Origin of the sequence: Cupriavidus sp. YR651 (genome assembly GCF_900101625.1) — a bacterium.
GTDB lineage: Bacteria > Pseudomonadota > Gammaproteobacteria > Burkholderiales > Burkholderiaceae > Cupriavidus.
The window spans coordinates 589,461-609,230 of record NZ_FMYZ01000001.1; the positions used below are offsets into that span (position 1 = coordinate 589,461).

General features: G+C 60.3%; 18 protein-coding genes and 1 tRNA gene. 15 read left to right on the forward strand and 4 right to left on the reverse strand.

Features of this window, described 5'->3' with window-relative positions:
• Positions 1 to 8: 8 nt before the first annotated feature.
• The 3 genes from BLR29_RS02570 to gloB all read right to left on the reverse strand — a co-directional run bounded on the left by BLR29_RS02570 (position 9) and on the right by gloB (position 3,693).
• Positions 9 to 974 (reverse strand): glycerophosphodiester phosphodiesterase family protein, encoded by a 966-nt coding sequence (locus BLR29_RS02570; RefSeq protein ID WP_092134380.1) that lies wholly within the window; start codon positions 972 to 974, stop codon positions 9 to 11.
• A gap of 61 nt (positions 975 to 1,035) precedes the next feature.
• Positions 1,036 to 2,730, reverse strand: coding sequence for a transglycosylase SLT domain-containing protein (locus BLR29_RS02575; RefSeq protein ID WP_092134381.1), 1,695 nt, complete (start codon positions 2,728 to 2,730; stop codon positions 1,036 to 1,038).
• A gap of 162 nt (positions 2,731 to 2,892) precedes the next feature.
• A complete protein-coding gene (gloB, locus tag BLR29_RS02580) occupies positions 2,893 to 3,693 on the reverse strand; it encodes a hydroxyacylglutathione hydrolase (RefSeq protein WP_092134383.1) in 801 nt (266 codons plus the stop codon).
• 10 nt (positions 3,694 to 3,703) lie between these two features.
• On the opposite strand from gloB, the gene BLR29_RS02585 reads away from it, so the two are divergent.
• From BLR29_RS02585 to BLR29_RS02610, 6 genes are all read left to right on the forward strand, one after another.
• On the forward strand, positions 3,704 to 4,498 hold the full coding sequence (locus tag BLR29_RS02585; protein ID WP_092134384.1) for a class I SAM-dependent methyltransferase: 795 nt from the start codon (positions 3,704 to 3,706) through the stop codon (positions 4,496 to 4,498).
• Between the two features lie 23 nt (positions 4,499 to 4,521).
• Complete coding sequence (gene rnhA / locus BLR29_RS02590) at positions 4,522 to 4,959, forward strand: ribonuclease HI (RefSeq protein ID WP_092134386.1); 438 nt, start codon at positions 4,522 to 4,524, stop codon at positions 4,957 to 4,959.
• 35 nt (positions 4,960 to 4,994) lie between these two features.
• The gene (gene dnaQ / locus BLR29_RS02595; protein WP_092134387.1) at positions 4,995 to 5,720 is read left to right on the forward strand and encodes a DNA polymerase III subunit epsilon; all 726 of its coding nucleotides are present in this window, start codon (positions 4,995 to 4,997) and stop codon (positions 5,718 to 5,720) included.
• A gap of 150 nt (positions 5,721 to 5,870) precedes the next feature.
• Positions 5,871 to 5,945, forward strand: a tRNA-Val gene (locus tag BLR29_RS02600).
• 171 nt (positions 5,946 to 6,116) lie between these two features.
• Entirely contained in the window at positions 6,117 to 7,373 is a 1,257-nt protein-coding gene (locus BLR29_RS02605) for a tyrosine-type recombinase/integrase (RefSeq protein WP_092134389.1), read from the forward strand.
• Positions 7,374 to 7,394: 21 nt separating this feature from the next.
• Positions 7,395 to 8,126 (forward strand): hypothetical protein, encoded by a 732-nt coding sequence (locus BLR29_RS02610; protein WP_092134390.1) that lies wholly within the window; start codon positions 7,395 to 7,397, stop codon positions 8,124 to 8,126.
• A 687-nt stretch (positions 8,127 to 8,813) separates the two neighbouring features.
• Here BLR29_RS02610 and BLR29_RS31845 read toward each other — a convergent pair.
• Positions 8,814 to 9,035, reverse strand: a complete 222-nt coding sequence (locus BLR29_RS31845; protein WP_143018406.1) for a hypothetical protein — start codon at positions 9,033 to 9,035, stop codon at positions 8,814 to 8,816.
• A gap of 644 nt (positions 9,036 to 9,679) precedes the next feature.
• Here BLR29_RS31845 and BLR29_RS02620 point away from each other — a divergent pair.
• From BLR29_RS02620 to BLR29_RS02655, 9 genes are all read left to right on the forward strand, one after another.
• Entirely contained in the window at positions 9,680 to 9,853 is a 174-nt protein-coding gene (locus BLR29_RS02620; protein WP_255371065.1) for a helix-turn-helix transcriptional regulator, read from the forward strand.
• Between the two features lie 122 nt (positions 9,854 to 9,975).
• The gene (locus BLR29_RS02625; protein ID WP_143018407.1) at positions 9,976 to 10,599 is read left to right on the forward strand and encodes a hypothetical protein; all 624 of its coding nucleotides are present in this window, start codon (positions 9,976 to 9,978) and stop codon (positions 10,597 to 10,599) included.
• A gap of 6 nt (positions 10,600 to 10,605) precedes the next feature.
• Positions 10,606 to 10,815, forward strand: coding sequence for a hypothetical protein (locus BLR29_RS31850; protein WP_143018408.1), 210 nt, complete (start codon positions 10,606 to 10,608; stop codon positions 10,813 to 10,815).
• 66 nt (positions 10,816 to 10,881) lie between these two features.
• Positions 10,882 to 11,151, forward strand: a complete 270-nt coding sequence (locus tag BLR29_RS02630) for an Ogr/Delta-like zinc finger protein (RefSeq protein ID WP_255371105.1) — start codon at positions 10,882 to 10,884, stop codon at positions 11,149 to 11,151.
• Positions 11,152 to 11,433: 282 nt separating this feature from the next.
• Entirely contained in the window at positions 11,434 to 11,613 is a 180-nt protein-coding gene (locus BLR29_RS02635; RefSeq protein WP_092134398.1) for a hypothetical protein, read from the forward strand.
• Positions 11,606 to 11,947 (forward strand): DUF1484 family protein, encoded by a 342-nt coding sequence (locus BLR29_RS02640; protein WP_092134400.1) that lies wholly within the window; start codon positions 11,606 to 11,608, stop codon positions 11,945 to 11,947. Before BLR29_RS02635 ends, BLR29_RS02640 begins: the two co-directional genes overlap by 8 nt.
• An 8-nt stretch (positions 11,948 to 11,955) precedes the next feature.
• Positions 11,956 to 14,757 carry a toprim domain-containing protein gene (locus BLR29_RS02645; RefSeq protein WP_092134401.1) on the forward strand — a complete coding sequence of 934 codons (2,802 nt, stop codon included), beginning with the start codon at positions 11,956 to 11,958 and terminating at the stop codon, positions 14,755 to 14,757.
• An 851-nt stretch (positions 14,758 to 15,608) separates the two neighbouring features.
• The gene (locus BLR29_RS02650; RefSeq protein WP_092134403.1) at positions 15,609 to 17,750 is read left to right on the forward strand and encodes an ATP-dependent nuclease; all 2,142 of its coding nucleotides are present in this window, start codon (positions 15,609 to 15,611) and stop codon (positions 17,748 to 17,750) included.
• Positions 17,747 to 19,549 carry a UvrD-helicase domain-containing protein gene (locus BLR29_RS02655; protein WP_092134405.1) on the forward strand — a complete coding sequence of 601 codons (1,803 nt, stop codon included), beginning with the start codon at positions 17,747 to 17,749 and terminating at the stop codon, positions 19,547 to 19,549. The genes BLR29_RS02650 and BLR29_RS02655 overlap by 4 nt, the downstream gene beginning before the upstream one ends.
• Positions 19,550 to 19,770: the final 221 nt, after the last annotated feature.

The window sequence follows — 19,770 nt, forward strand, 5'->3', positions numbered from 1 at the left end:
GACCACTATCAAGGCGACAGGGGCATGGCGCGGATAGCGGCCATCTCGCGTGGGGAATCCACCAGGACCGCATCCATCCCCAGCCGCGCCGCCTCCTGGTATGCGGCGGCGTCGTTGACGCCGATCGCCAGCAGGCGGGTGCTGCCGTCGGCACGGAAACAGGACACGGAAGCCGGCGTCCACATCGCTGCACGGGTGCCGGAGCGCCCTTCCCCCAGCGTGAAGCGCTCCACCACGTCGACGTTGCGGCGCATCTCGAAGCCAGCCCAGGTGCCGTCCGGCGGCGGGGACTTGCATTCGCGGGCCAGCGCGACATCGACCAGCCGCCCGCGCGTGGCATCGCGGGACTCGAACAACTGCGCCCGCGGCCACGCGGCAAAGGCTTGCTGGAAAACGGCCTCGGTGGAATAGATGCGTACGCGCTGCCACGCCTGGTGCTGCGCCAGGACCGCCGCCACGGCGGCAGCCAGCGGGGGCGCCGGCAGGGATTTCATATCGAGGATGACGGGCACGGACGCCGGAATGGCGGCCAGCGCCTCATCCAGGGTTGGCAGCCCCACGGGCGCGGTGCGATAGGGATAACCCTTGCCGCCATCCGCATCGGTCACGGCAAACTGCCATCCTGCATTGCGCTGCCGCAATTCCGCCAGCGTCTTGCCCGCCACCGGCCCGGTCCCGTCGGTCAGCGCGGACAGATCGGCTGGCCGATAGAGCACCGGCACGCCATCCCGGCTCAACTGGACTGACAGCCAGATCATGTCGACGCGATGCGCCAGCGCGGATTGGATCGCCACCAGCGTATTCTCGGGCGCATCGGCCGTGCCGGCGCGGTGCGCGACGATCCACGGCCGCTGCGGATTGGAGACGGAGCCGACGGACGGACACGCCGCGACAACGCCGGCCGTCAACAACACGGCCAGCGCACGGAACGCGATACGGGGAAGGGAAACAGGCAGGAAACGACAACAACGCATGGCAACACCCCCCAAAGAATCGGGTCAATGGGGCCGCTTGTTGTTGTCTACCAGACTGCGGTCAGTGGGCCTTGCCTTTTGGCTTGGCGGTCGCCTTGGGGGCCGGCGCGGATTTGGGCGGCGTGGGCGGGGCGGCCTTGCCGGATGCCTTGCTGGCACCCTTGCGCGGCGTGGCCTCGACGACCACCCGCTTGCGCGGCTCGGCACGCTCGGTCTTGTCGGCCTTTGCGGCCTTCTCTGCCGTCTTGCCCTTCGCCTTGCCGTGCGCCGACGCCCGCACCGGCGCATCGTCGCTGTCGTCACCACGGTCCGCCCGCGCGGCGGCAGGCGAATTCGGCCGCACCATCAGCACCAGGCTCTGGCCGGCCACCAGCTTGCTGCCGGAGAGCTTGTTCCAGGACTGCACCTGTCGTGGGGATACGCCGAAGCGGTGCGCCACGGAAGACACGGTGTCCTTGCGGCCGGCGCGAACGACAATGCGCCGGGCATCGGGAACATCCGGCTCGACGGCCAGCATCGCGGTATCCACCAGCGATGCGCTGATGTCCTGGTCATGGCGCTCCGAGCGCGGGATCATCACCGTCGACCCTGCCTTCAGCCGCATGCCCTTGGGGATGCGGTTGATTTCCCGCAGCGTGTCGGCATCGACATTGAGCCGTGCGGCCAGCGCCTCCACGCGCTCGCGGCTGTCCACCGTCACGGTCGTCCAGCTGGACAGCCCGCCACGGTAGGTATTCAGGTTGTACTGGAAGCGCTCGGCGTTATCGAACGGCAGCAGGATCTGCGGATTGGCCGCACCCAGGATCACCGGCCGGTTGAACGACGGATTGAGCGCCTTGAACTCGTCCAGCGGCATGTTGGCCAGCTTGGCGGCCAGCGCCACGTCGATGTCGCGCGACGTGGTCACCGTGACGAAGTACGGATGATCCGGGATCTCGGGCAGCCTCACCCCATACGCGGCCGGGTTGGCGATGATGTTCTTGACCGCCTGGAGTTTGGGCACGTAGTAGCGCGTCTCGTTCGGCATCGTCAGGCTGGCGTAGTCCGTGGGCAGCCCGCGCGCCTGATTGCGCGCGATGGCGCGAGACACGGCGCCCTCTCCCCAGTTGTACGCGGCCAGCGCGAGTTGCCAGTCGCCGAACATGTCATACAGCCGCGAGAGGTAGTCCAGCGCGGCATCCGTGGATGCCAGCACGTCCCGGCGCTCGTCGCGGAACATGTTCTGCTTGAGGTTGTAGGTCTTGCCGGTGCTCGGGATGAACTGCCACATGCCGGCCGCCTTGGCCGTGGATTCCGCCTGGGGATTGAACGCGCTTTCGACGAACGGCAGCAAGGCCAGCTCAGTGGGCATCTTGCGCCGCTCCAGCTCCTCCACGATGTGGTAGAGGTAGCGGCTGGACCGGCCCACCATCCGCTCCATATAGTCGGGGCGGGCGGCGTACCACTGGGTGCGGTCGTCCACCAGCGTGCCTTCCAGGTCCTGCATCGCAAAGCCGCGACGGATGCGGGCCCAGATATCGGAGGACGGGCCGCGCATCCAGTCCACGCTGGTCTGGTCGACGTTGACGACGGCGTTACTGGAAAGCGAGCCGGGACGGCCGGTGCTGTTGAGCGTGTTGAGCGGGTCCTTCTTGGGACCGGAATCCAGGGCGGTCGGCGTGCCGGCCATCTCGCCGGCAGGCGGGGTAGGTGTGCTGGCGCAGGCTGCAAGCAGCGCCGCACACGCAACTACCGCCAGAAATCGACCAAATCGCATTAATTTCTCTGAAAGTGACGCCAAAAAATTTTGCCTGATGCTATGGAAAAGGCCCGCTGGCGTCAATGAGATTTTCCCCATGACGCAATTTAAGATAGTCGCCGCGCGAGCGTTCCACTGTGCGGTGGAAAACGGCCAGCAGCGCGGCGCGGCGCCGGTCCGCTAGCGGAAGTTGTCCTTCCAGCCCCTCAAGGCGCCGAAGGCCGCCGCGTCATTGCTCACGTCCCCGCCCTGCGCCCCCACCGCCCGCCGTACGGCCGGCTCGCGCGAGCGCAGGAACGGGTTGACCGCCCGCTCGTGGGCCACCGTGGTCGGGACGGTCGGGGTGTCCGCGTGGCGCAGGGCATCGACCCGCGACGCCCAGGCGGCGAGTTCCGCGTTGGCCGGTTCCACCGCCTGCGCAAAGCGGACATTGCCGCGGGTATATTCATGCGCACAATAGACTCGCGTGGCCCCGGGCAGCGCAGCGAGCTTGTCCAGCGACGCGAGCATCTGGGCCGGCGTGCCTTCAAAGAGCCGGCCGCAGCCGCTGGCAAACATCGTGTCGCCGCAGAACACCACGGGGCCGGCCCCAGGGAGATCGCCGACATAGGCCACATGGCCCGCGGTATGGCCGGGAACGTCCAGCACGCCGAAGGTGGCGGCCGGGTAGCGCAGCGTCACGGTGTCGCCCTCGCGCACGGCCTGGGTGCGGTGTCCGATACGTTCGCCTGCCGGGCCGACAACCGGCATCGGCGCGCCATCGGGGCCATACGGGTGCGCGTCCAGAAGGTCCGACACGCCACCCTGGTGATCCCCATGGTGATGGGTGATTACAATAGCGCCCAGTGCCAGCCCATGCTGGGTCAGGAAACGCTCGACCGGCGCGGCCTCGCCGGGGTCCACGACGGCGGCGCTATGCCCGTCATGGATCGCCCAGATATAGTTGTCCTGGAAGGCGGGGATTGGCTCCACTTTCAACATGTGTGCTCCTATGTCCAACCGTCCGATTATAAATTGGGAAGACTGGCTGGCCTCGCCTCCCGGGCAGTATGTGCTGCAATGGGAAGGCCGGCAGTACGACCGGATCGTCGCGGACATCTTCGGCTATCACGCGGTCCAGATGGGGTTGCCCGCCATCGACACGCTGCGCGAGAACCGCATGCCGTTCTCGGCGCTGGCGCTCGATGGCCGCTTTGGCCCGCACGGCCCGAGCGAGACCCACCCGGACGCCCGGCAGCTCCTTTGCCGCTTTGACGAGCTGCCGTTCGACACGCAAAGCATCGACCTCGTCACCCTGCCCCATATCCTGGAATTTTCCGAAGACCCGCACGAAGTGCTGCGGGAGGTCTCCCGTGTGCTGATGCCCGAGGGCCGCGTGGTGGTGACCTGCTTCAACCCGATGAGCCTGTGGGGCGCGCGGCAGGGCCTGAACCGCCTGGGCGCATCATCCTTCCTGCCCAGCGACGCCCAGACCATCGGCTTTGTGCGGATCAAGGACTGGCTCAAGCTGCTGGGGTTCGATATCATCCGCGGCCGCTTCGGCTGTTATTGCCCGCCCTACCGGACCGACCGCTGGATTCAGCGCACGGCCTTCATGGAAAAGGCCGGCGACCGCTGGTGGCCGATCTTCGGCGCGGTTTACATGATCTCGGCCGTCAAGCGGGTCAAGAACATCCGCCTGGTCGGGCCGGCCTGGAAGACCGCCAAGCCCACCCTGACACCTGTGGCCGCCCCCGTGGCCACGCCTACCGGCACGCACGGCAAGACGCCGGGCGACGATGCCTGAGACTCCCGAATACCTCCCATCCAATGCAAGAAGTCACCATTTATTCCGACGGCGCCTGCAAGGGCAACCCTGGCCCCGGGGGCTGGGGCGCTGTGCTCGTCGCCGGCACCAGTGAGAAAGAACTGTTCGGCGGCGAGAACCCGACCACCAATAACCGCATGGAACTGACCGCCGTGATCGAGGCCCTGCGTGCGCTCAAGCGGCCGTGCGTGGTCCAGGTCTACACGGATTCACAGTACGTGCAAAAAGGCATCAGCGAGTGGATCACCGGCTGGAAGGCCCGCGGCTGGAAGACCGCCGACAAGAAACCGGTGAAGAACGCCGACCTGTGGCAGCAACTGGACGAAGCCCGGCAGCCGCACACCATTTCCTGGCACTGGGTGCGCGGCCACAATGGCCACCCGGGCAATGAACGCGCCGACGCGCTGGCCAACCGTGGCGTGGCGTCGATCAACGTGTGACGCCCCGGCCTGCCCTCTCCGTTAGAATGCCCGCCATGCGACAGATCGTCCTCGATACCGAAACCACCGGCCTGAACCACGCCACCGGCGATCGCCTGATCGAAATCGGCTGCGTGGAAATGGTGAACCGGCGCCTGACCGGCCGCCACCTGCACTACTACGTCAATCCCGAGCGCGACATCCACGAAGACGCGATCGCCGTGCACGGCATCACGCTCGAATTCCTGGCCGACAAGCCGAAGTTCGCGGACGTCGTCCATGACATCCGCGATTTCGTGCAGGACGCCGAGTTGATCATCCACAACGCCGCGTTCGATCTGGGATTCCTTGACATGGAATTCCAGTTGCTGGGCTTGCCGCCATTCCGCCAGCACGCCGGCAACGTGATCGACACGCTGCGCGAGGCCCGCCAGATGTTCCCCGGCAAGCGCAATTCGCTCGACGCCCTGTGCGACCGCCTGGGCATCAGCAACGCCCACCGCACACTGCACGGCGCATTGCTCGATGCGGAATTGCTGGCCGAGGTCTACCTGGCGATGACCCGCGGCCAGAATTCGCTGGTGATCGACATGCTGGAAGGCGGCACGGCGGGTGGCGATGCCCGGGCCGCCACCGATCTCTCCACCCTGACGCTGCCGGTCCTGCTTGCCACGGAGGCCGAAGTGTCGGCGCATGTAAGCGTGCTGAAGGAACTGGACAAGGCCAGCGGCGGCAAGACAGTATGGCAAGCCGCACCGCCGCCCGAAGCCACGATCCAGTAAGCGCTCTGCGCGTGTGATCCCGCCGCGTGATTTCGCCGATCCGGCCCCGCTCAGAAAGTTAAAAAAAGGGCTTTACAAGATACAGCCCCGTCGGCATAATCTCGTTTCTCCGCTGCACGACACCAGCAACAACGGTGACGGCGCAGAAAGGGGTGGTTAGCTCAGCGGTAGAGCACTGCCTTCACACGGCAGGGGTCACAGGTTCAATCCCTGTACCACCCACCAGTATAATGGTTAGCAACACCTAACGTTGCCTGAAAACCCCGGCGCCAAGCGGCTTCCGGGGTTTTTTGTTACGTGGTTTGCCCGACGTTGACGCGTAGCAACGGTCACGTTTTGGGGTATGGATCCGGGTATGGGGGTATAGTTTTCAGGGTACGCACTTTTACCCGAAAAATGCCGAAGCGAATCCTGCCCCTCTCCGACATTCAATGCCGACACGCCAAGTACAGCCCGGAAGGTAACAACCGCCTCCGGGACGGCGGCGGTCTCTATCTCGAAGTCCTTCCGAGCGGCGCCAAGAAATGGCGCATGAAATATCAGAAGCCAGGCGGCAAGTCAGAAAACCTCCTGACCTTTGGCGACTATCCGGCAGTCAGCCTCAGCGCAGCTCGCGAACGGCGTGAAGAAGCTCGCGCCCAGATCACGGCAGGTACGGATCCGGCACTGGCACGCGATGTTGCTCGCGCGGCCGTCGCCACCGCATCGAGAAACACCTTCCGGGCTGTCGCGGAAGAATGGCTTGACCATCGCCGCGACACCTGGAGCGCGAACTACGCTCAGAAGACCAAGCAGCTGCTCGAACGAGATTTGTATCCGGACTTGGGCAACCACCCCATCGCGTCCATTACTCCCGCTTACCTTCTCGGCGTCGTTCGCAAGATCGAAAGCCGGGGCGCATATGAGATGCCTCGCCGAGCCTTAGTGACGGCTGGCCAGGTGTTCCAGTACGCCATCGGCACGGGCCGAGTTTCGACAGACGCCTCGGCCGGCATGGCAGCGCAGCTCAAGCCTCGTCCGCCAGTTCAACACTATCCCCACGTTGCCGACACACAGCTGCCGGACCTTCTCCGGCGCATCGATGGTTACTCAGGTCGGCCAGAGACAATTGCCGCCGTCAAACTGGCTGCACTCACGTTCATTCGTGGTGGCGAGCTTCGGTATGCCGAATGGAAAGAGTTCGACTTTGAGAACGCCGAGTGGCATGTGCCTGCAGGCCGCATGAAAGGCCGCCTCTGGCATAAACAATCCGGCGCGCCCCATGTCGTCCCTCTAGCACGCCAAACCATCGCGCTCCTCGAAGACTTGAAGCAGTACAGCGGCCACTTCGCGCTGCTCTTCCCCGGCGCCGTCAGCGTGCTCCGTCCAATTACTGGCGAAGCGATGAACAAGGTTTTCCACTCCATCGGTTTCAAGGGACAGCAGACCGTTCATGGTCTGCGCGGACTTGCGTCCACGCTACTCAATGAATCGGGACATTTCGATCCTCGCGTCATCGAAGCACAGTTGTCTCACAAGGAGACCAACAAGACCATCGCCGCCTACAACCACGCAAAGTACCTTCCGGAACGACGCCGCGTGATGCAATGGTGGGCGGATTACATCGACCAACGCGCGCGGGCCACAAGCTTGCCCGAGCGCGACGCCGCATAAAGAGATACAAGATCGCGACATATGGCACACATCACGAAAGAACTCCACGCTCGACTGCAAAACGAATTGAGAGACTTGCGTTGCGAGCTCAGAGAGACCTTCGAGGAAGCGTTCAATCTCGACCTGCAGCAGTACATCGACGTGCTCAAGGGACCGGCCGCAGAGAACTTCTTTGGCGACGGATACGTTAATCGCCCGCGCAATGAAGACGACCTACGAGACGATGACCCTCTAGCCATCTACATACACGGCGGCGATATCGGGCGCATACAGGAGCGAATCGATTCGGTGGCGCCATTCCTCGATCAGCTCCGACCCAAAAGCGCCTACAACGGAGGGATCTTTTATGCTCTGGCTCAGGCATCCATGGAACTCGCCATGGCCGAAAGCGGCCTCGAGAGCGCAGACATCAGGTACCTCGTCAGCTGTGTTCGGCAAGCCGGCAAGGAACTCGGTATAGCAAGTGGCTTTCTCCAGTCGAGGGAGTTCAGGAAGGCCGGCGCAAGAAGTGGCGCGTTGGGGCTTGCCTCGCAGCGCAAAGAAGACAGGGCAAAAGCGATGCAGATCTGGAGAGAACAAGTCCACCCGGGGCTGTCGTCAGAGCGTGCCGCTGAAATCCTGCGCACGAAGTTCAACGTCACAGTCGGGCATGGAAACTTGGCGCGATATGTTTCTGCCGAGAAGAAAAAGCTTGCCGCCAGTTCGCCTCGAACAGAAGCAGCGGTCACGCCGGACACCCAGGTCACCGAATAGCCCTTTGCGCCCCTTCACCCTTGACGCTGGTATGCGGGTGCAGATGTTGCGAAGTGGCAGAACAACAGGCCCTCCTTCAATTGATGGGCGCCGAAAGCAAACCGACCAAGATGTAGTCTCAACACCGTTTTGCCTTTTGCCGAGCAACAGACAGCGAATGCCAAGCATCATCAGACGATAGTTAGCAACTGGGCTTACGCCAAAGTGCTGCTGTCCCTACTCTGCGGTCATCAACAACTTTGCCCGCTTCGGGCTAACTATGTCGATGATGGCCAAGACCTCAAAGCGCACACCCGCCGCAAAGGCGACTACCGAGGGCCGCCGAGCGCAGCCCGACATGCTCACGTCACTTCCTCGAGTCGGCTTGGGCCGTTGGCGTGACATCGCTCCGTTCGTAGGGGTTAGCCGGGACACCTGGCGAAACCTGATCAAGGTAGGTAAAGCCCCTGCCGGCCGCCGCCTCTCCGAACGGTGCACCCTTTACGATTTCTCAGCAGTCCACACCTGGATTGCCGACCCTGCAAACTTCACCCCCGAAGTTCGAGAAGCCCAATGACAGCCCAAACGAATTCGCGTGCGCTTCTTTCGGGTGCTCAGGCAGCAGCACGGTATCTCACTCGCGTAGACGCATGCGCGACAAACGGTGCGTGCATGCCCTACTCGGAGCTGCATCGGCAGCTCGTAGCCTTAGGTGGCCTTCATCGTGAGGAAGCGCAAGGCTTTCTTCAGCACATACAGGACCAGTTGCAATTGATGCACGCTGGCCCAGCGCCACATCGGACAGCGATGAGGCCGGACATCGTCGGCAGGATTGTCCGACGGCATATTGACAGATGGTATAGCGGACCGTCCGACGCTTCTCTTGTCGATGCGCTTAGCGATGCCGTTGTCGATGTCCTTACCAGCCATCCCCAGGCAACGCCGCAACTCACGGCCAAAAGTCTGTGGCTTCAGGCCACACACGATGTCATCGTCGGCGACCCACCACTTCCGGCAACTCAAATACCGCCGTGGGAGCCCGACCCTCCGCTACCGTCAAACACTGCCCGAGGTGCGTAAATCTGCGTAATTCCTTGCACGGTGTCGCCGACCTTCCAAGTCAGCGCCGGGGCGGATCTCTGTCTCTACATGAGTGCATAAAAACCACTCGATGAAGCGCGCGGGTGAGGCGGGGTCTCCACGGCGCGCTGACGGTGCAGAGCACTGACGGCCCCAACCGTAAGGCCGCGATTTGCCACGGCCAGCTCGGAGCACGTTGCTTTCACATGCGACACGCGATCGCCCCCTTGCCCCGAGCCACTCAGACCGGAGCGCATGTTGTAAACGGCGTCACCACAACAGCGCGCTATTGCCATTAGTTGCGCGCGCTCAAGACACTGTGAGCTGCTCTGAGCAACAACGAGCGACGCCGAGGAACTCCGAGCGATGTTTCTCGAATCTTTGAACATTGATGAGGAAGACAGATGATCAGCTCGCAAGCTAGAGCGCCTGCCGCTCGCATTACTCCCGGCCTCGTCCTGCACGACGCGGGAGTAGCGGAGGGGGAACGCTTCATGCGACTGCCCGAAGTCACGGCCGTGTGCGGGATGTCAGCATCGTCCATTTACGACCGCATCCGACGCGGAGATTTCCCGAAGCCCGTGCCGCTGGCGGGAAAGAGCGTGGCCTGGCTTTCTAGCGAGATCAGGCAATGGATGCAGTCACGCATTGCATCACGTCGGCCGTAACCCATACCACTATGACCACACAACCACCCAACCAGGAAGTCCAGACAGCCTTGGACCGATACCGCAACGCGGCGACCGCATTCGAATCTGCCGTAGGCACAGCGAACAGAATGAAAGCGGACTTGGAGAAGCACACCAAGGCCGCACAAGCTGCAGATGCTGAAGCGCTTGCCGCGCGCAACGAAGCAGCGTCACTGATGCGCGATTCGGATGCGTCGATGAAGCAGCTTCGCGACCTGAAGGGAAAAGAGCGCGCTGCTTACACGCTTGCGGAGGACTACCGGTCCATCATCGCCGAAGTTCAGCTTGCATTAGATGAAGCAACGCTCGAAGCTCGCGTCGCGCATCTCGCGGAATCGTACGCCTACACAGGACTTGTAAGTCAGCATGCAGAAGAGCTGCTGCGCTCCAGCAGTCAGACGCTCCAGCCCTTTGCCCATGCGATTCATATTCTTGCGGACGCGTACTCGTGCCAAGCGCGAGACCCAGGCGGCGCGCAATGGGAAAAGCTGGGCTACGCGTCCGCAATGGACGCAGCTCTCGAAGAAGCCTTCTCGGTCGTTCGCAAGTGCGTCAAGGAATATGGCAAGACTTCTGCGCACGACCACGTGCTCTCCAACATCGAGCGCCCCTCCGGGCGTGCCAATTTCCCGCCGGCCTACGCGGCGACGGTGCAAAGGGTGCGCACTGAACTTTCCAAGCGCAAAGCACAGCTCCGTGAGGCCGCTGCGGACACTCTCTCCTAAGGAAACATGATGCAAGCAGAAAAATGTCCGAAGTGCCGTGCCCTGACACCCGCCGAAGGCTACGTTGAATGCGGCAGTGGGAATCGTGAGGCGCTGTATCGCTGCAAGAACTTGCGCTGCGAACACATGTTCTCCCGCTCCGACAGTGCCCGTCTGACCGAAAACACTGAGCGGTACTCGTCGAAACACGGCGACACCATCGCAACCGACTGCTGACATCACTGCGCACGGGCGGTGGCCGCTGGACGCCGCCCCGCAAAGGAGCACTTGTTTCCTATGAGAATGGACTGCCCTCACTGCGGCTCGAAATCGAATATTCGCTCCAGCCGCCCGGTTTCCCGCATGACGCGGGAGCTTTACTGCCAGTGCACAAACCTCGACTGCGGGCACACGTTTGTCAGCCTGGTCGAAGTGGTGCGGACCCTGTCTCCAAGCAGCATCCCCGACCCGGACATCGCCCGACAGCTTGCCGGGCGCTCGGCCAACGCAGTGCCGGCACGCGACCAGGTCGCGATCCAACCACTTTCCGCCCAAGTGAGGCCGGGGAGATAGCAACCTTGACACCCTGAAGCAGATGATGAAGAATTCAACCGTCGCCGAAACAAAGGCGGCCGGGCGTGAGAACCCGAAACAACCCAAGGCGGACAGCCGCCCATGCGGCATTTTTTTCGTCCGTAGCGCACGTGCGCGCCTACACTTCTATGGCGGGCCGGGCGGGGCAGCCTTCGGGCTGGCCGGTCACCTTGGGTACCGGTTTCTCACCCCCGCTGTCGGGCCCGCCACCCCTCACGTGAGAATGAGCGGCGGGCCTCCAACATACCCAAGGAGGCCGCAATGCGTGCTAATGCCCTCGCTCGTTCTGAGCAAACCGCTTTCCCCCAAATCCTCGCCATTGTTCGCCTTGCCCTGCGCGACGCGGTTGACGCGCCGACGGAGCGTGCATCACTCGACATCGTTGGCGACGCACTGGTCGCCGTCGCAGCCATCGCCCAAGCGGAGGTGCGCCATGCATAAGGCTCAGCATCTGACGGGAAACGAGCTCGCCTTCTTCCGCCAACGCGACATGCTGTCGCAGCTCGTGTCGCAGATCCTTCCAACAAACCGTCGATCCAAAGCGGAGCTGTCCAGCGCCGTTGCCCAAATCAATGCATTGAGCGAGAGCATTCGGGGTGCCACACAAAACAGTTGCTATGAGTTGCTGAGGGTAAGTGCCGGACTTGAAGGCATTCTGCGGCTCCTCGACCTTGAGAGCGACAGGTCCCCTACTCACCTCCGTCTGCATTGCATGCTCAGCCCACTTAAAAAACAATTGGATGAGGCACTGAGCCATGTCCATGACATGCTGTGAGGCCGCCCATGCATACACAGCACAATCCCGCCCTCCGCGCTTGGTTTGATGAACTCAAGCGCAGCATCGATCTGCACGATGTAGCCGAGCGATTAGACCTGAGGCGCAGCGGCGCCAAGGGCAACTATCACAGCCCACACCACACCGACAAGAGCCCCTCGCTCTCGATCTATGACAACGGACGTTCCTGGAAGGACTGGTCTACCGAGACGGGCGGCTCCTGCATCGACCTTGTCATCCATTGCCTGCCCGAGATCGATGGCCCGATGGACGCCGCCAAGCTGCTTGGCGAGTGGTATGGCATGCCGATGCCAAGTAGCGAACCCAGAGGGCTTCCAGCGAAGAAAAGCACTGAGGAATACATCGCGGAGAAGGCTCGCGCTGATGCAAGCCCTGCGGTCTCCTATCTGTCGGGCCGAGGCATCGATGAAGCGGTCGCGCGCCGCGCCATTAAGGCAGGCACTCTCGGATGGAACACATGGCAAAGCCACAAGGTTCCAGCCGGCGAAGTTGGCCACGGCGGGCCTGCGGCCGCGTTCATCGTGTGCGAATTGGGTACAGGTCGCGTCGTGGCCGTGGACCTTCGGTATGCAGATCCCACACTGAATGGCAACGTCAAGACGCAATGCCAAGGTGAAAAGCTCGGACACGGATGGACGAGCGATGCCATGCGACTGCGGCGCGCGCACACGGTGTTTATTGTCGAAAGCCCCATCAATGCACTGTCCGTCGAGTCGTGCCATCTTGCCGATGGCACTGCTGCGCTTGCCATCCGCGGCACCACCAACGTGGACAAGATCGATTGGACTTTTCTGCGCGGTAAGCGCGTCTTGATTGCGCTCGATCATACGGACGCCGTCAACGAGCAAACAGGACTGCGCGCCGGCCTATCGGCTGCATGGAAGCTGTCAGAAGCCCTAACAGCTGCGGACATCGGTGCGATGTTCGTTGACATGCAGGACTGGGACGAAGGACAGGATATCAATGATGTCCTGCAGCAACATGGCGCCGATGAACTGACCAAGCGGTTAAAGCGGCTTGAGCCTTGGCTGATACCGGGCATGCCGGGAGGTGGCGAGCGCCTCGAAGGGACACGCCGTGTTTTTCTACCGAGTCATGACTTCGCGGTCTACTGGCGTTTTCGTGTCAAGGAAGACTTCACGCAATACGTGCAAAAGTACAAAGAGGGTGACGGTGATGATGACCAGCCACGCCGCTCCGAAGAAGTGGGCGACCTTTGTTCGTTCCGCATCGCCGGCTTCTCCCGCCTGCGCATTCAAAGCCATCTGGCGACGATCAACGGCACGCCGGACAACCAGCCGGAGACAGTCTTCGGTATCAGCGCACAGGTTCCGCGTCACGGAGCAGTCCTACAGCGCGAGGTTGTCGGCGATGAGAAGCTCTACAACCTCGAATGGTGGCGAGGGAAGTTTGGGCATATCTGGATGCCGGCGCAGTTCTCCCGAATGGTGACAGTTTTGGAGCGCGCCGCCGATCTTGGTGCGCGAGACGTGGTGAATTTTGTTGGACTAGCGTGGCGCGGCGGCGAGCTGGCTGCATTGGAGGGCAGCGACTGCTTTTTCATTGAGCCGCAGAAGCAATGCCTGTATTACAACATGACGTTTCCGCGCGGAACGCGCCAGAACGCACGCGCAGTCATCAAAGCGTATCAGGCGACCTTCCGAGACAATGCGGCCGCTATTGGGCTTGTGTGGACCCTTGGAACGCATCTAAAGACGGTTCTCGGGTTCTACCCACATCTCCAGATGCAAGCCGAAAAGGGCTCGGGAAAATCCAAGCTGCTGGAAAGCCTACAAAGCACACTCGCCTTTCAGGTTCTGTCTGGCCAGATGCTGAAGACGGACCACCGCCGCCGCGCCTCCGTCTCATGGACTACGCAGCCCGTGGGATGGGATGAGTTTTCCAAGCTGCCCAAAGCCGTTCTATCGGACATCGACGGACTGCTGCAGTCCACGTATCGCTTCGAGTTCACACGTGTTGGGTCGTCTCTCACGCCATACCTGATGTGCGCCCCCGTCTTGTTGGCCGGTGAAGAAGTGGACGTGGCCAGCCTGCAGTCGAAAATCTGCCGCACGTCGCTATCGGTGGCCAAGCAGGGTGCAATCGTCCCGCACAGCACGCCGCAGTTTCCGGTATGGGAATGGCTTCAGTTTCTTGCCGCCATTGAGCCGGCACGCATTAGAGACCTTCACGAAGCCTTCATCGCTGAGTGTGTGAAACGCAGCGGTGTCGCATCGCCTGACGCCACCGCGCGGCGCATGATGGAGAACTACGCGGCGGTCATGACAGCGTGGGCGTTGTTGGCCGAGTTCGCCGACATCGATGTCGACCAGGGCGGATTTGTGGAAGACGTCCTGGCGGAAATGACCGCACACATCGCAGAAACCGATGGTGCACGCCTGCCGTGGTTCTGGGTAATGGATGTCTTGCTTTCCGAGCTTGCGGCACGCCGCTTTGAGTTCCCCCGCTGCTGGGACACCGTGCAGACCGATGAAGGCAAGGTCATGGCTCTTTTCGTGCGGCCGAGCCACGTCATGGACCATATCTCGACGGCACCGCACTTGCGGCAGAAGTTTGATTCGCTGCCCATCAAGACGGCACGGATCTTCAAACAGCAGTTGCTGCAATCCGGCGTCGTCCCCAAGCATGCGGGCAAGCTGCTGGACGATGTTGAAAAGCGCATCCACGGGCGGCGCCATGCCCATATGACGGCCATCAGCGTGCCGAATCTGGAACGGCTCGGCCTTGAGGCCATACCTGAAATCGAAGACGCTCGAAGTCCGCCGTAGTGCCCGCAGCGCCCTCTTCCAAGCCCGCCATGCGCGGGCTTTTGTTTTTTGGCTGCGCCAGCGCTCTCGGACAGATGTCGGCCTCGCTGGCTAGGCCAACATCGAGTTCCCTCTAGTCCGTTGGAAGCCGCACAATGTGAAAAAACTCGTGGCGGCGTGTAACTCGCCCCGTAACCCTTTGATTTCCAAGGAAACAAGCCACACAGCTTCGCCCGCTTTTGCCACGTTTTTGCCGCCATTTGCCACACCGAATGTTCAAGCTCCCTTCCCTCATCTTCTTTTCTTTCTCTTTTAAAATCAAAGAGAAAGAGAAAGAATCGTTGAAAACGGACGGACAGCGACGTGCCACAGTTTCGAGGCACTGCCTATTTTTTAAGCCACGGATTCGGAAGGAAGCCACACAGAATTTCGTGGCATTCCGAGGCGGGTTAGTCCGTTGATTTATATGGCTTCGCCGGCGATGCGCGCGCGTTGCCACGGTGCCACTGCATTTTTCGCCAGTCACTTCTCAGCCGGTGTGCTCAGTCTCGCCATGGGCCAACAACTTCCCCGGCGCCCGCCAATCTGCGCCATAAGCCCCTGCCAAAGCCAATTCAAGGATCGGCGGCTGCAGCTCCTCGGCGGCTGGGCTGGGTGGGCCTCTTCAGTAGGCGCTGCTGATTCTTGACAGCCCGGCGTCACTCGACACGGGATCTCTATGCCTTCATAAATCGAGAGTCGGACGCATGCTCTACGTCCGCCCGCCCGTGCGCCAGCGCCGACGGCTGCTGTCATATTCAGCGACAGTTACCACAGCAGTCTGTGATAATTTGTGCTCTCGTGTGACACAACATAAGAATGCGGAGGCACGCTTGCACATTTCCAAACTAACGCTCGTTAATTATCGAAATTTTGGTAACGCCTCCCTGCGATTCACCAAAGGCGTCAATACGATCATCGGCGAGAACGGCGCAGGGAAGACAAACGTCCTAAGAGCGATCAGGCTCATGCTTGATGACAGCATGGTCCGAGCTTCCTACAGGCTCAATGAATCTGACTTCTACCGAGGACTTGGATCCTGGCGAGGCCATTGGATCATAATCAGCGTCGAGTTCGAGGAGATCAGCGCGGATGAAGCCATTCAAGCTCTCTTTTTACATGGCACGGGAGTCGGTCAGCCTGGCGGCGTGGTTGAGCGAGCAACTTACAATTTGATATTTCGCCCGAATAAGCAGATCAGAATGAATCTCGCCGCTCTGGCGGATTTTGACGTTCCAGGCATGAACGCGATCCTTGATCGGGTTACAGTCGACGACTACGAAACGCTATTTACGGGAAAGAGCGTTGCCGATTTCTCGGATCCTGCTGTCTACCGACGCATTGTGGGAGACTTTGGCAGGGCTGTGTTCAGCCGCGAGATCGAGTTTCCGGAGCTAGGGACACGCATTCCGGGCACGCTGTCGGTCACCAAGGAAGTGTCGTTCACTTTCATTCAGGCTCTACGCGATGTGGTATCCGAGTTCCACAACAACCGGACGAATCCGCTCCTTACACTGCTGAAAAGCAAAAGTGGACAACTCGATCCCGTGCAATTTCAGCCAGTCGTAGACCGCGCACGACAGCTAAACGCAGAGATTGAAAATCTGAGGGATGTGCTGACCGTCCGCTCTGACATCATGGAGACGATCCATGGCGCTTCTGGCCAGACGTATTCCCCCTCCTTGCTAGCGATCAAGTCTGACCTACCGGATGAAGCGGACTTGCTATTTCAGTCGCTAAAACTCTTCGTCGGTGAGTTCGATGCGAGTCATGAGGGAAGCATTAACGAGCTCAGCCTTGGGGGAGCCAATCTCATTTTCCTCACGCTGAAGCTTCTCGAGTTCAAATACCAGCACGAACGCCAAGCGCTTGCGAACTTCCTGCTCATCGAGGAGCCAGAGGCGCATCTGCACACTCATGTGCAAAAGACGCTGTTCGATCGCATTGGATATGCCGGTGCGCAGATCATCTACTCGACGCATTCAACGCACATCTCCGAGGTGAGCAACATCCAAAGCGTCAACATCCTAGGGCGCACCGGAACTGCTTGCGAAGCGTTCCAGCCGGCCGCAGGGCTCGCTGCCGATCAGGTGGGCAATGTTCAACGTTACCTCGATGCTGTTCGCAGCAACCTGCTCTTTGCAAAGAGCGTCCTTCTAGTAGAGGGAGACGCCGAAGAAATCCTTATCCCGTTGATGGTGAAGAAGGTTCTTGGAGTCAGCCTAGACGAGCTTGGAGTGAGTCTAGTCAACATCGGCAGTACCGGATTTTCAAACGTATCCGCACTGTTCCATCAGACTAGAATACGTCGACGTTGTTCGATCATCACTGACCTCGATGCAGCATTTATGAACCCGCATCCATCGCCAGGCGACGATCCCGAAACATTAAAGTTCAAAAGCAAACTCTTAGGAGCCCAGACCTCCGGTGCAGCTCGCAAGATCGCACTCGACGCGCATACCGCCGACAATGCATGGCTTAAGGCGTTTTATGCTGCCAATACGTTCGAGGTTGATTTCGTGGCATGCGGAAATACGGGACAAGTGGTTGCAACGGTCAATGATGTCTATACGCAGGCAGCAACTCGCGCGCAATCCATAGCCGAGCTGAGCTCAGGAGATCCAGCTCAATTTGGAAGGCGCGTGCTCACCATGGCTAACTATGAAGGCAAGGGGTGGTTCGCGATTCTTCTCGGCAAGCGAGTAGATCACAAAACCGTGATCCCGCCCTACATCCGGCAAGCGATCATCTTCGCGCATGGCACGTTTTCCACCGAACTTATCTTCAGCATACTCAAGCACAGAGTGACACTGAACAACCCTGGCGGAGCCGCCACACCTCCAGAGCTGCAGCGCTATTGGGGACGTCTGCTTGAGTATCGTGCAGGCCGCGTTGACTTCAACACCATCAGAGCGGAGGCTGCGATAGGGCTCCCGGGCGATCAGATCCTAGCATTTTTGGGCGATCTGCCATGACCTTCGTATGGACTCAGACCGAGCTGAACGATGAGCAGTCGCAGGCTGTACGCGAGGAGAACAGCGTGTTCCTGATCGCATGCCCGGGCAGCGGAAAGACCAGAACACTTACCTATAAGATTGCCTATGAGCTCTCACGCCTGCAAAGCAAGCGGCAGTTTATCGTGGCCCTCACTTATACGCACCGAGCGGCCGACGAGATTCATGAACGGATCGAAGGGCTTGGCGTGGACACATCGCAGCTATGGATTGGGACAATCCACTCCTTCTGCTTGGAATGGATTCTGAAGCCCTACGGTATTTATGAACCAGCCTTAGCACGTGGCTTCCGGATCATTGACGGCCATGAGCAAGAGCGGCTACTGGAAGATCTATGCCGCACGCAGCGAGGAATTACTTATTGGGACTGTGATTACTATTTCACCGATGAAGGGTATGTCTTAGGGTGCAGAGACCAAAGCAAACACGAACGTCTTCATGCGATTTTCTCTCTGTACTTCCGCCACCTGTCAGATAACAGGCAGATTGACTTTGAACAGATCCTCTTCTATGCGTCGCGCCTGATTCAAAGCCAACCACAGATTTCTAAGGTTTTGGCAAACATCTTCCCGTGGATACTGATCGACGAGTATCAGGACACGAAAAGGATTCAATACTCCATCGTTGCCGCCATCGCGAGGGCTGGAGCTGAGCGATCAAAGCTGTTTGTTGTGGGCGACCCTAACCAAGCAATCTTTGGCTCGCTAGGTGGCTTCGCGATGCCAGTTGCCGAGTTACGGCAGCTGTGCGGTGTCCGAATGGACGAGCGTGTGCTGTCTGAAAACTATCGATCTACGGACCGGCTAATCAGATATTTCTCGAATTTCACTGTGTATCCAACCGGAATTCGAGGGGCCTCATTCGACCGAGCGTTCCCAAGCCGTATCAGCTACAACACCAATTTGGAGAGAGACCAGCTCGAAGCTGAGCTTGTGAGACTGATCAGGCTAAGCACCGCTCAGGGCTTTGCTGCGGAACAGATCTGTGTTGTTGCGCCATGGTGGATTTTGTTGGCCGGAGTGACACGCCGACTGGCAGGTGCTTTACCTGAGTATCAATTCGACGGCCCAGGCATGATCCCATTCAGCCGGGATCAGGAGAACTTCTGGTACCGGTTGTCGCGGATCGCACTCACGGATGCATCTCCCTCGCAACATGTGCGGCGCATGCGGTGGGCGACAGAGGTAATTAAAGACCTTGGCAATGAAGGGATCGACACTCGGATGCTAACTGCCAAGCTGCTACTTCGGGAAAGCAACTCCATCCATCTGAATCAGCTTGACGGCCTGCAATATCTTAGAGAGTACTTCACCTCATTGATGGATCGCCTCGGTGTCGATTGGCAGTCTCACAGGTTGCTCTCAGAGCATCACCAAGCATTCTTCGACAGTTCTGCCGCGAAGATCGCGCGACTACGGAGGGAGGGTGCCGCGTACATCGGAGGCATCGACTTCTTCCGCAAAGTCTTCCAGCACCGGAGTGGTATCACTGTCAACACAATCCATGGTGTCAAGGGTGCCGAGTTCGACGTGGTAATAGCCTTCGGGCTGCTGCAGGGAATGGTCCCCCATTTCAGCGAAGAAGCGGACGCAGACGAAGGAATCAGCAGCGCCCGAAAGTTGCTCTACGTCGTGGGCTCTCGCGCGCGCAAACATCTACATCTGATATCGGAGCGTCAGCGCTTGAGGGGCGGCGGGCGGGGCCCGTACGCAGCAACGGATGTGCTTGCCGCATGCGTGTTCGATTACGACGTCGTGTAGCTTGGCGCAACGATAGGCCCTCACATGTGAAACGCGCATTGTGTTGGTGCGGTCGACAATGTGCGGCGACGGCACACAGAGAGCACGCACAACGCCGAGACCTGACTGCTGCGCCGCCGCCCGACAAACCGTGACGCTCCGCGGCTTACCAAGCGCCCTTCTGCCTTTTTAGGGTATGCAATGGGGTATGCACGATCTAATAAACTTATAAGTCATTGATT